The organism is Streptomyces sioyaensis, assembly GCF_004122735.1.
GTDB classification, from domain to species: Bacteria; Actinomycetota; Actinomycetes; order Streptomycetales; family Streptomycetaceae; genus Streptomyces; species Streptomyces sioyaensis.
Genome location: NZ_SDIF01000015.1, coordinates 55,957 through 68,892, shown reverse-complemented (window position 1 = coordinate 68,892; position 12,936 = coordinate 55,957). Strand labels below are relative to the sequence as shown.

The window sequence follows — 12,936 nt, the reverse complement described above, 5'->3', positions numbered from 1 at the left end:
TGCGACAGGTTTCCCTGTCCTTAAGCGATCGAGGCGTGCGGAAAGCCGGTGGGCAAATGTGCGTGGCATGATCATCTACCTCATGGGCGATTACCGATGGGGAGGCGAAATGCCTGAGCAGATACTCACCGGCACCGTGCGTGTGGCGGTCCACTCACCCGACGCCGTGGTCCACGCGGGACTTGTCAGCTCCCTCAAGCACGACCGCCGCGTCCAGGAAGTCCCACCGGAGAGAATCCACGAGGCGGACGCCGTCGTCGCGGCCTTCGACACCGTCGACGCCACCGCACTGGACCGGCTGCGCGCCCTGTCCGACAGCCCCGACACGCGCTTCCTCCTCGTCGCCGGACGACACTGGCGAGCAGACGTCTCCGAGGCGATCGACCGGGGAGTGCGCGCCGTGCTGTGGCGTGACACGTTCACTCCCTCCGCCTTCGTGCGCACCCTGCTCACCGTCGCGGACGGCGGCGGCAGCTTCCCGCCCACCCTGCAGGGGGCGCTGGTGGAACAGGTCCGGTGGACCCACCGGGAGGCCCTTGCGCCGCGCGGCCTCACCGACTCAGGCGTCAGCCCCCGCGAACTCGATGTCCTCCGCCTGGTCTCGGAGGGAAAAGAACTCGCCGAGATCGCAGCCAAGTTGTGCTATTCGGAGCGCACCGTGAAGTACATCCTCTACGGCCTGATGAAGCGTTTACAGCTGCGCAACCGCTCGCACGCCGTCTCCTACGCCATCCGCGCCGGCCTCATCTGATCAACGGCACGACATGTGCCGGTCCGGCCTGACACGACCTGCATCGGAAGGCAACGGCGCCCGGATCGCTCACCATGGCAGCGCGTTGCCGCCTGCGGTGTCCCGGGGTATGCACAGGCCTGTTCAAAAGGGCAAAGGCCCTCCGTGTGCACGTCGCTGTGGTCACCGGTGGTGCCTGCTTGTCGTACCTGCCGGCGCACAGCGGCGTCCCGACAGTCACGGGGGACGTGGTGGACCGGGGCATCCGGCTGCTGGCGATGGCGCCCCGAGGGCAGGTGCGGGTGTGTGAGGTCACGCGCCAGGCGACGGAATCGCACATCTCGTACCACCTGGGCCCCGAGCCGCCGGATGGCTGGGAAGCGCTCCGCATCCGGACCGGCGCAGGTCATGGCCTGCAGGATGTGCGTTCACCGGAGCCGTCCGAGCCATCGGACGGACCGGGCCTGCCGCAGCTCACGGCTCGATCTCCCTGAAGAGGTGCCTCGAAGCGGCGGCGCACCTGACGTGCTTTTGGTCACGGTGGGCCGCCGACGCGTCACCTCGTGGTTTTCCCCGGGCCCGGGCGGGCCTGTCAACCAGGCAGTGGGACAGCGGAGAGCCGCTCGGCGACGAAGCCGGTGACATCGGCGACGTTCTCGCTGATGAAGAAGTGACCACCGGGGAACACCCGCAGTTCGAAGGCGCCAGTGGTGTGCTCCTGCCAGGCGGCTGCCTCATCCTGGGAGGTACGGGGGTCGTCGGCGCCGGTCAGAACGGTGACCGGGCAGCGGACGGGCGGTTGCGGCGCGAAGCGGTAGGCGCCCAGGGCTCGGTAGTCGGCGCGCAGCGGCTCCATGATCATCTCAAGCATCTCGTCGTCTCCCAGCAGCCGGGGATCCGTGCCACTCAGCTCCCGGATCTCGGCGAGCAGGCTCTCCTTGCTGCTCAGGTCGACGTTCTCGTCCCGATGACGGGACGGAGCGCGCCGCCCGGACAGGAAGAGCGCCACCGGTGAGGTGTTGAGTTCCCGCTCGAACCTCCGTGTCACCTCGAACGCCAGGAGAGCCCCCATGCTGTGGCCGAAGAACGCCATCGGGCGGTCCGCGCATTGCCGCAGCCGGTCGAACAGGAGGTCCGCCAGGACGTGCAGATCGGTCACACAAGGCTCATCGCGCCGGTCTTGACGCCCCGGATACTGCAGGGCGAGCGCGTTGAACCGGTCCGACAGGGAGGTGCAGAAGGGCCGGTAATAGCTGGCGGAACCACCTGCATGGGGAAAGTGGACGAGATGGAGCGCCTCGGCGGGGCCCGGTAGATAGCTGCGGATCCATCGGTCCGACTCGGTGGCTGTTTCTGAACTCAACTCACTACGCCTTCCGCCGCTGTGGTGAAGTTGCGTCTTGCCTTGAAGTATTCAGAGAATCGCAGTCGCCTTCTGCCGATTCAACCCCCGCCCCGCGGAGCTTTTTAAGTCAGGGGCCATAGGGGGTGGTTAGGGGATTGTCCTGCTGCTGCGGACCGGTGAACCCTTCTTGCGGAACCCGCAGCGTCAGTGGAGAGAACGGATGGTCATGACAGGTGAAGGTCGGTCGGACCAGCTGGTGACCGCGCTCCGGAAGGTCACGCGGGACCTGCGCGATACACGGCGACGGCTTCAGGTGGAAGAGGACAGGAACGGCGAACCCATTGCCATCGTGGGAATGAGCTGCCGTTTCCCCGGTCATGTGGACTCCCCGGAAGCACTCTGGGAGTTGGTGTCGTCAGGGAGGGTAGCGAGCGGCTCGTTTCCTGTGGACCGGGGCTGGGATCTGGACGCGCTGTTCAGTGAGGCGGCGGACGGAAAAGCAGCGTCGTATGTGCGCGAGGGCGGATTTCTCTACGACGCCGGATGGTTCGATGCCTCGTTCTTCGGGATATCTCCGCGCGAAGCCGTGACAATCGATCCCCAGCAGCGACAGCTGCTGGAAGTCGCCTGGGAAGCCTTGGAAAGGGCCCGGATTTCTCCACAGGCCTTGCGCGGCAGCGACGTCGGCGTCTTCGCCGGGGCCATGAACCAGGACTACGCCGTCCGACTGCACGAGTCCATCGAGGATTTCGAGGGTTTCCTGACAACCGGCAACACCGGCAGCGTGGTCTCCGGTCGGCTGTCCTACACCCTCGGTCTGGTCGGTCCGGCCGTAACCGTCGACACGGCCTGTTCCTCGTCGCTCGTGACCGCGCACCTGGCGGCCCGGTCGCTGCGCAGTAGGGAATGCTCGCTGGCCCTTGCCGGCGGGGTGACGGTGATGTCGATGCCCACGACCTTCACCGAGTTCTGCAGGCAACGCAATCTTGCCCCCGACGGCCGGGCCAAGTCCTTCGCCGCCGCTGCGGACGGCACCGCGTGGGCCGAGGGCGTCGGCGTACTCGTGCTGGAGCGGTTGTCCGACGCCGAACGCAACGGCCATCCCGTCCTCGCGTTGATACGTGGATCGGCGGTGAACCAGGACGGGGCCTCCAACGGCCTGTCCGCCCCGAACGGGCCTTCCCAGGAGCGTGTCATCTGGCAGGCCTTGCGCGACGCCCGGCTGACGGCCGATGAGGTCGACGCGGTGGAGGGCCATGCGACGGGGACGCGGCTGGGTGATCCGATCGAGGCGCAGGCGTTGTTGGCGACGTACGGCCAGGGCCGGCCCGCCGATCGGCCTTTGTGGCTGGGGTCGTTGAAGTCGAACATCGGACATGCACAGGCTGCCGCGGGCGTCGGTGGCGTGATCAAGACGGTGATGGCGTTGCAGCACGGGGTGCTGCCGCAGACGCTGCATGTGGATGCGCCGACGCCGAAGGTGGACTGGTCGGCGGGTGAGGTGCGGTTGCTGACACAGCGGCGGGACTGGCCGCGTGCGGGCCGGCCGCGCCGGGCCGGTGTGTCCTCCTTCGGGGTCAGCGGCACCAATGCCCACCTCATCCTCGAAGAAGCCCCACAAGCTCCCCCACACGACGCTGCCGGGGACCGCACGGACACCGGCGGCGGCGCAACGCTGCCGTTGGTCCTCTCGGCCCGTACCGCCGCCGCCCTCCGGGAGCAGGCCCGCAGGCTGCACAGCCACCTGACCGACCACCCCGGGCTCGTACCCGCTCAGGTCGCCGGCTCGCTGGTGACGACCCGGAGCACGTTCGACCAACGGGCCGTCGTCCTCGGCACGGACCGGGCCGAACTGCTGGACGGACTGGACAGTGTCGTCCAAGGCGTTCCGGACGCACGGACGGTCACCGGTTCCGCCGTCGGCGGCCGAGAAGTGGTCTTCGTCTTCCCCGGTCAAGGAGGCCAGTGGGCAGGCATGGCCCTGGAGCTGATGGAGGAGTTCCCGGTCTTCGCCGAGACCCTGCACTCCTGCGCCGACGCCCTCGCCGACCACGTCAACTGGTCCCTGCTGGACGTCCTGCGCGAGGCTGAGGGGGCGCCGGGCCTGGACCGGGTCGATGTGATCCAGCCAGTGCTGTTCTCGGTCACGGTCGCCCTCGCCGACCTGTGGCGTTCCCTGGGCATCGAGCCGTCGGCCGTGGTGGGCAGTTCCCTGGGCGAGATCGCGGCCGCCTACACGGCCGGCACGCTGTCGCTCGCCGACGCGACCAAGGTGGCGGTGCTGCGCAGCCGGGCCCTGCTGGAACTGTCCGGACGCAGCGGCATGGTGTCCGTTCCTCTCGGGCGGGCGCAGGTCGAGGAGTTGATCGCCGCCTGGCCGGACCGGCTGTTCGTCTCCGGGGTCAACAGCCCGTCCATCAGCGTGGTCTCCGGCGACAACGAGGCGGTGGACGAGCTGCTGGCGGTCTGTGCCGAGCGGGGCGTACGTGCCCGGCGCGTCGCCACCGACTGCGCCTCCCACTACCCCGCCGTCGAAGCCCTCGAAGAGCGGCTGCTGACGGACCTGGCGGACGTGGCGCCGACGCCGGCGCGCATCGCCTTCCTGTCCACGGTCTCCGGGGAGTCACCGGAGACCGAAACGGTCCCGGACGCCGCGTACTGGTACCGCAACACCCGCCGGACCGTCGAGTTCGGGCCGGCCATCCAGCGGCTCGCCGCCACCGGGAGCAAGGTCTATATCGAGATCAGCCCCCACCCGGTGCTGCAGGTGGCGCTGTCCGAAATCGTGGAGGGAGAGAGCCGGGAGGCAGCCGTTCTCAGCACCTTGCGACGCCATACGAGCGACCGGCGGGCCTTCCTCACCTCCCTGGCCAAGGCATACGTCAGCGGCGTCACCGTCGACTGGGCGGCGCTGCCGGACCTGGCCGGCGCCGCGCACGTCGACCTGCCCACGTACGCCTTTCAGCGCGAGCGCTACTGGCCCCGTCCGGCGGCCGCGTCGAACGGCGGCCGTGGACCGGGGGCGGGCGCTCCCGCGACCGTCGGCCAAGGGACGGTGGACGCCCACTTCTGGGAGGCCGTGGAGAACGGGGACCTGGGCAGCCTCGGTCCGGACGTACGGTTCCACGACGAGACCCCGCTCAAGGACGTCCTCCCGGAGCTGGCCTCCTGGCACCGCCAGGGGCTCGAACAGGCCAGAGTGGACGGCTGGCGGTACGTCGAGCGGTGGCGGCCGCTCGACGTACCCGCCACGGGGCCGCACGGCAGGTGGCTGCTGGTCCACCCGGGCACGGAGTCCGACGCCACCACGGAATGGGTGCGGGACAGCCTGCTGGAGGCGGGTTGCTCGGTCGTCGACCTCCTGGTCGACACGACGGACACCGACCCCGCGGCGGTCACCGAGCGCCTGAAGCAGGCCTGCGCGGGCGGCGGGCCGGAGCCGGTCGGAGTCGTGTCCCTGCTGGCCTTCGACGGGCGGCACGACACCGCGTGTCCCTCGGTGCCCCGGGGCACCGCGGCGACCCTCGCCCTCGTCCGGGCGCTCGGCGCCGCCGGGATCACGGCACCCCTGTGGTGCCTGACGCAGGGCGCGGTCACCACCGGAACCGGCGACCGGCCCGGTGCTGTCGAACAGGCCCAGATCTGGGGCCTGGGCAGGGTGGTCGCGCTGGAACACCCCGACCGCTGGGGCGGACTCGTCGACCTGCCGAGCACCCTCGACCCGCACGTACGAACCCAGCTGTGCGCGGCCTTGGGCGGCGCACACACGGACGAAGACCAACTGGCGCTGCGCCCGGTCGGCATCCTCGGACGCCGACTCGTCCCGGACGGCGGCGCTCGCCCGGCCGCCCGGACCGCCCCCTGGCGGCCGGCCGGAACCGTCCTCATCACCGGCGGTACCGGCGCTCTGGGCGCCCACGTCGCCCGCTGGGCCGCCGCCCAAGGAGTCGGCCATCTGCTGCTGACCAGCCGACGCGGGGCCGACGCGCCCGGCGTGGCCGAACTCAGGGCCGATCTGGAGGCGTCGGGCACCACCGTGACCGTCGCCGCCTGCGATGTCGCCGACCGCCAGGCCGTACAGGAACTACTCGACGGCATTCCGGACCGGCATCCGCTGACAGCGGTTTTCCACGCTGCCGGAGTGCTCGACGACGGCATGACCGCCGACCTGGACACCGAACGCCTGGAAACCGTCCTGGCGCCGAAGACCGAGGGGGCCCGTCTGCTGGACGAACTCACCCGCGACACCGAGCTGTCGGCGTTCGTGCTGTTCTCCGGCTTCGCCGCCACCGTGGGCAGCAGCGGCCAGGCCGGTTACGCCGCCGCCAACGCGCACCTCGACGCCCTGGCCCAGCGGCGTCGGGCCGACGGACTGCCCGCCACCTCGATCGCCTGGGGGCCGTGGACCGGAGGCGGTCTCGTGGACGAGGGCATCGAGGAGCGCCTGCTGCGCCGCGGCCTCACCGCCATGGAACCCCGTCTGGCCGTCCTGGGGCTGTCCGCGCTGCTCTCCGACGGCCCCGACGGCCCCGCGAACGTGGCGCTCGTCGATGTCGACTGGCGGCGGTTCCTGCCCTCGTTCACCGCCTCCCGGCCGAGCCCCCTGCTGAAGGAACTGCACCAGCCCTCGCACGCGGACCCCGGCGCGACCGACGGGCATGACGGCACGCCCGGCGGCGGGGCCGGCCCCACGCTGGCCGAACGCCTTCCGGGCCTCACCGGCCCCGAGCGGGACCGGCTCCTGCTCACGACGGTCCGTGCCCAGGTGGCCAGCACGCTCGGGTATCCCGGGCCCGACGCCGTGTCCCCGCGGCAGCAGTTCAAGGAACTCGGTATCGATTCCCTCACCGCCCTCGAACTGCGCAACGGACTGCAGGCCGTGGCCGGAGTCGCGCTGCCGGCCACGCTCGTCTTCGACCATCCGACACCGGAGGCGGTCGCCGGCCATCTGCGCCGGACCATCCTCGGTGACGGAGCGCACACGTCGTCCTCCCTCTTCACCGAGATCGAACGCCTCGGCTCCGCGCTCGGCTCCGCCGACCTGGACGAAGCGGAACGGAACCTCGTCGCGACCCGACTGCGCTCTCTGGCCTCCCGATGGGACGTCGGCCCGTCGAGCGGCGCCGGAGACGTCGCACAGACGCTGGCGGACGCCGACCGCGCCGAGGTCCTCGCCTTCATCGACCGAGAGCTCGGCATCTCGTAGCCAGGAATAGCCAGGAACCGTCGTCGGCCCATATTCCAGAGATGAGCACGAAATGCGATCCGAAGAACAATTGCTGGACTACCTGAAGCGCGTGACCGCGGACCTGCACGACACCCGGGTGCGGCTCCAGGCGACGGAGGAGGCGTCCCGCGAGCCGATCGCGATCGTCGGGATGGGGTGCCGGTACCCGGGCGGCGTGTTCTCGCCGGAGGATCTGTGGCAGTTGGTCGCCGAGGGACGCGACGTCATCGGAGATCTGCCCACCGACCGTTCCTGGAACCTCGACACCCTCTACGACCCCGATCCGACGGCACCCGGTACCACGTACGCCCGCGGCGGTGGGTTCGTCGACACCGCCACCCATTTCGACGCGGGGTTCTTCGGGATTTCACCGCGGGAAGCCGCCGCGATGGACCCGCAGCAGCGGCTGGTCCTGGAGACCGGCTGGGAGGCGTTGGAGCGCGCCGGAATCCCCCCGGCGTCGCTCGGCGGGAGCGACACCGGTGTCTATATCGGTACGGGCATGCAGGACCACATCATCCACCTGCAGAAGTCCCGGCAGGAGGCCGAGGGATTCGTCGGCACCGGTAACGCCATCTCGGTGGTGTCCGGCCGGCTCGCCTACACCCTCGGGCTCGAAGGCCCCGCCGTCAGCGTGGACACGGCCTGCTCGTCCTCGCTGGTGGCGCTGCACCTCGCGGTCCAGGCACTGCGCGCCGAAGAGTGCTCGCTGGCCCTGGCAGGAGGGGCGACGGTCATCAACACCCCTGTGATGTTCGTGGAGTTCAGCCGCCAGCGCGGACTGTCCCCGGACGGCAGGTGCCGGTCCTTCGCGGCGGACGCGGACGGCACCGGCTGGTCGGAGGGCGTGGGTGTCCTCGTACTGGAGAGGCTGTCGGACGCGCGGCGTCACGGGCACCAGGTGCTCGCCGTCGTGCGCGGGTCGGCGGTCAACCAGGACGGCGCCTCGAACGGTCTGACGGCACCGAACGGACCGTCGCAGCAACGGGTGATCCGGCGGGCACTGACCGCGGCCCGGCTGACGGCCGATGAGGTCGATGCGGTGGAGGCGCACGGTACGGGGACGCGGCTGGGTGATCCGATCGAGGCGCAGGCGTTGTTGGCGACGTACGGCCAGGGCCGGCCCGCCGATCGGCCTTTGTGGCTGGGGTCGTTGAAGTCGAACATCGGGCATGCGCAGGCTGCCGCGGGCGTCGGTGGTGTGATCAAGACAGTGATGGCGTTGCGGCACGGGGTGCTGCCGCAGACGTTGCATGTGGATGCGCCGACGCCGGAGGTGGACTGGTCGGCGGGTGAGGTGCGGTTGCTGACACAGCGGCGGGACTGGCCGCGTGCGGGCCGGCCGCGCCGGGCGGGCGTGTCCGCCTTCGGGATCAGCGGCACCAATGCCCACCTCATCCTCGAAGAAGCCCCGCAAGAGGCTCCCGAAGATGCGGCTGCCCCAGCACCCCGCCTCCCGGGCATGCCGTGGGTGGTGTCCGGGCGGGGCAGGCAGGCGCTGCGGGCTCAGGCGGCCCGATTGCGGGACTGGGCCGCGGGACACCCGGATGTGGCGCCGGAGCAGGTGGGCCTGGCCCTGGCCACGCGGCGGTCGGTGTTCGAGCACACGGCGGTGATCACCGGCGCCGGCCATGACGACATGCTGAGCGGGCTGTCGGCCCTGAGCGAGGACCGGCCGGCGCCGGGCGTACGTCTGGAGACGGCGGCCGGGGGCGGTCTCGCCTTCGCGTTCACCGGGCAGGGAGCCCAGCGCCCGGGCATGGGGCGCGGACTGTACGAGACCTTTCCCGCGTACGCCGAGGCGTTCGACGAGGCGTGCGCGGCACTGGACCCGCACCTGGAGCGCCCGTTGGCGTCGGTGGTCTTCGCTGACGATCCCGCCGCCGAGGCGCTGAAGACGACGGCGTACGCACAGCCGGCCCTGTTCGCCGTGGAGACGGCGCTGTTCCGCCTGATGCAGTCGATCGGCGTCCACCCGGATCTGCTGATCGGGCATTCAGTGGGCGAGCTGTCCGCCGCCCACGCGGCCGGGGTGCTCTCCCTTCAGGACGCGGCACGGCTGGTGGCGGCCCGTGGGCGGCTGATGCAATCCCTGCCCGAGGACGGACGGATGCTCGCGATCCAGGCGTCGGAGGACGAGGTGCTGCCGTTGGTCGCCGAGCTGTCGGAGAAGGCCGGTGGCTTGGCTGTGGCCGCGGTGAACGGGCCCGAGTCGGTGGTGGTCTCGGGCCGCACCGAGGCCGTGCACGAGCTGGAGAAGGAGTTCGCCGGGCGTGGCCGCCGCGCCCGGTACCTCGACGTGAGCCACGCGTTCCACTCCCCGCTCATGGATCCGGTTCTGGACGAGTTCGCCCGGATCGCGGCGTCGGTCACCTTCCGGCCGGCGACGATCCCCGTCGTCTCCAACGTGACCGGGGACCTGGCCGGCGACGACCGGCTCGCGGACCCCGCCTATTGGGCGGACCACATCCGCGCCACGGTCCGGTTCGCCGACGGAGTACGGGCGTTGGCCCGCGAGCAGGTGGACACCGTGGTCGAACTGGGCCCGGACGCCGCACTCACGGCGCTCGGCGGCGAGATCCTCGACCAGGACACAGCCGCTTTCGTGCCCACTCTCAGCCGCAAGCACGACGAGACGTCCACGTTCCTGACGGCGCTGGCCCGGCTGCACGCCCGTGGCATCCCCGTCCGCTGGCCCGCCGCGACCACGCCGGTCGAATCGCCGGACCTGCCCACCTACGCCTTCCAGCGGGAGCGCCACTGGCTGGACGGCGTGGCGGAGACCGATGTCGCGGGCACGAGCCTGACCGGCATCGGCCATCCGCTCCTGCCGGCGCAGACCGCGCTACCGGGCACGGATGGTGTCGTCCTCACCGGCAGCCTGTCGCTGCGGGACCATGCCTGGCTCGCCGACCACGCCGTGCTGGGCGTGGTGCTGGTGCCCGGCGCGGGGCTGCTGGACATGGCCCTGACCGCCGCCGGGCACGCGGGCTGCACCCAGGTCGAGGAGCTCACGCTGGAGAGCCCGCTGATCCTCCCCGAACAGGGAGCCCGCTCCGTGCAGGTCCTGGTCGGCGCGGCCCAGGACTCCGGGCAGCGCGCGATCACGATCCACTCGCGGCCGCAGGACGGCGACCCGCACGCTGCGTGGACGCGGCACGCCACCGGGCTGCTCGCCACCGGTCCGCAGGAGGAGGAGCCGGCCACCTCTTCGGAAGCCTGGCCGCCGACCGGGGCCGTCCCCGTCCCCGTCGACGACCTCTACCTCCGCCTGACCGAGGGAGGCGTCGACTACGGACCGTCGTTCCGGGGACTGCGGGCCGCATGGCGGCTCGGCGAGGACTTCTACGCCGACATCGACCTTCCCCTGCTGTCCGACGTGGAGCGGTTCACGCTGCACCCCGCGCTGCTGGACGCTGCCCTGCACTCCCTTGCCCTGCCCGGCGCGATCCTGCACACGGGCCAGGCGCACCTGCCGTTCTCCTGGAGCGGGGTACGGCTGCACGCCTCGGGGGCCGACGCGCTGCGCATACGGGTGCGGGGCACGGGACCGAGCAGCGTCAGCCTGGAGCTGGCCGACGGTACGGGCCGGCCCGTGGCGACCGTCGGTGAACTCGCCCTCCGTCCGGTGTCCCAGGAGCAGTTGCGGACCCCCGGCGCCGACGCCACCTCTCTGTACACGGTGGAGTGGCCCGTGAAGGAGCTGCCCGAGGGCACGGAGGGCTCCGCGGCGCGGACCTGGGCGCTGATCGGAGCCGCCGAGCCTGACGGGTACGAGGTCAAGGGCGTCGAGCTGAGCCACTGCACGAGTCTCCCGGCGCTCGCCGCCGCCCTCGACGCCACGGACGTACCCGTGCCCGAAGCGGTCCTCGTCCCCTGCTTCCTCCCCCACTCCCCCGGCTGCCCGCCGGAAGACTCCGCCGACCTCGTCGAGCGGGCGCACGACTACGCCGCGACCGTCCTCGACCTCGTGCGCACATGGTTGGGCGATGCGCGTTTCGAGGCGTCCCGACTCCTCCTGCTCACCCGAGGCGCGGTCACGCCCGACGCCGGCCACCATCCCCTCAGCGACGAAGTGGGCAGTCTCGCCTGGGGCCTCGTCCGGACCGTGCAGAACGAGCATCCGGGGCGGGTCCTGGTGGCCGACCTCGACGACGATCCGGCGTCCTGGTCCGTGCTGCCCGGTGTACTCGCCCACGAGGAACCCCAGGTGGCCGTGCGCCGTGGGGTCGCCCACGTGCCCCGCCTGACCCCGGCCCGCGCCGCCGCGGAGCGGCCCACCCCCTTCGACAGCATGGGAACCGTGCTGGTCACCGGCGGTACGGGAGGACTGGGCAGTCTGCTGGCCCGTCATCTCGTGGTCGAGCACGGTGTACGGCATCTGCTGCTGACCAGCCGACGTGGTCCGCAGGCGCCCGGAGCCGCTGCACTCGCCGCCGAACTGACCGAGCTGGGAGCGCAGGTGACGGTCGCCGCGTGCGACATGGCCGACTCCGCCGCCGTCGGGGAACTCCTCGGCTCGCTCCCCGCCGGCCATCCGCTCACCGCGGTGATCCACACGGCCGGTGTCCTGGACGACGGTCTCATCGAGGATCTGACACCGGAGCGGCTGAACACGGTACTGCGTCCGAAGGCCGACGCCGCCGTCGTCCTGGAGCGGCTGACACGTCACCTGGATCTTGCCGCGTTCGTGCTCTACTCCTCCGTCGGAGGCACCTTGGGCGGTCCGGGCCAGGGCAACTACGCCGCCGCGAACGCCTTCCTGGACGCGGTCGCCCACCGCCGCCGCGCCGAGGGACTCCCCGGGCTCTCGCTGGGCTGGGGGCTGTGGAGCGACACCACCGGCATGGCCGCCGAGATCGGCACCACGCACGTCGACCGCCTGAACCGCTCCGGACTGGTCACGATGTCCCCCGCCGAGGGACTGGCGTTGTTCGACGCGGCGATCAGCGGGGAGTACGGCCCCGTGGTCCTGCCCGTCCGTCTCGACCTGCCCGTGCTCAGGGACCGCGCCACCTCGGGAGCGTTGCCGTCGGTGCTCGCCGACGTGGTCCGCACACCCGCGGGTCCGGCCCGCGCGGCGAAGAGCGGCAAGGTCTCCGGGGCCGCGCTGCGGACGAGTCTGTCGGAGCTGTCGGAGGACGAGCGCCGCCGGATGCTGCTGGACGTCGTACGCGAGAACGTGGCAGCCGTGCTGGGCCTCCGTCAGGACGGGGCGATGGACGAGGAACAGCCGTTCAAGGACCTCGGGCTCGACTCCCTCACCGCTGTGGAGCTGCGCAACCGCCTCGCCTCCGCCACCGGTCTCCCACTCCCGGCCACCCTGCTGTTCGATCTGCCCTCGCCGTCGGCGCTCGCCCACCACCTGCTCACCCGCATGGGGTCGCAGGAGAGCAAGTCCCCGGTGGCCGAGGCCGTCGACCACCTCACGGCACTGCTCACCACCCATGACGTGGGGGACCTGGAACGCAGCCAGGTCACCGCCCGACTGCGCTCCCTGCTGTGGCGGCTCGACGACGGCGGGGCACAGAGCACGGAGGACGCCGCGGACCAGGCGGAGACGGACGACGACATCTTCGCGCTCGCCGACCGGGAGCTGGGCCTGGCGTGAGCCCGGCTCCGCGCCCTTCGAGC

The 12,936-nt window shown here is 71.2% G+C and carries 4 protein-coding genes; 3 read left to right on the top strand and 1 reads right to left on the bottom strand.

What is annotated here, in order from left to right:
- The first annotated feature begins 109 nt into the window (after nucleotides 1–109).
- Nucleotides 110–751 carry a helix-turn-helix transcriptional regulator gene (locus EST54_RS07985; protein WP_129246474.1) on the top strand — a complete coding sequence of 214 codons (642 nt, stop codon included), beginning with the start codon at nucleotides 110–112 and terminating at the stop codon, nucleotides 749–751.
- Between the two features lie 571 nt (nucleotides 752–1,322).
- Here the strand turns inward: EST54_RS07985 and EST54_RS07980 are convergent.
- Nucleotides 1,323–2,093, bottom strand: coding sequence for a thioesterase II family protein (locus EST54_RS07980; protein WP_129246472.1), 771 nt, complete (start codon nucleotides 2,091–2,093; stop codon nucleotides 1,323–1,325).
- A gap of 238 nt (nucleotides 2,094–2,331) precedes the next feature.
- Here EST54_RS07980 and EST54_RS07970 point away from each other — a divergent pair, with 238 nt between their 5' ends.
- Together EST54_RS07970 and EST54_RS07965 are read left to right on the top strand one after the other, a co-directional pair.
- The gene (locus EST54_RS07970) at nucleotides 2,332–7,281 is read left to right on the top strand and encodes a type I polyketide synthase (protein WP_372448270.1); all 4,950 of its coding nucleotides are present in this window, start codon (nucleotides 2,332–2,334) and stop codon (nucleotides 7,279–7,281) included.
- A 52-nt stretch (nucleotides 7,282–7,333) separates the two neighbouring features.
- Nucleotides 7,334–12,913: a type I polyketide synthase gene (locus EST54_RS07965; protein WP_244942468.1), complete on the top strand. Its 5,580-nt coding sequence runs from the start codon at nucleotides 7,334–7,336 to the stop codon at nucleotides 12,911–12,913.
- The last annotated feature ends 23 nt before the right edge of the window (nucleotides 12,914–12,936 follow it).

Excerpts from the sequence above, each read along its gene's own strand:
- EST54_RS07985 (WP_129246474.1), top strand. The coding sequence starts at position 110 with ATGCCTGAGCAGATACTCACCGGCACCGTGCGTGTGGCGGTCCACTCA.
- EST54_RS07965 (WP_244942468.1), top strand. The coding sequence starts at position 7,334 with ATGCGATCCGAAGAACAATTGCTGGACTACCTGAAGCGCGTGACCGCG.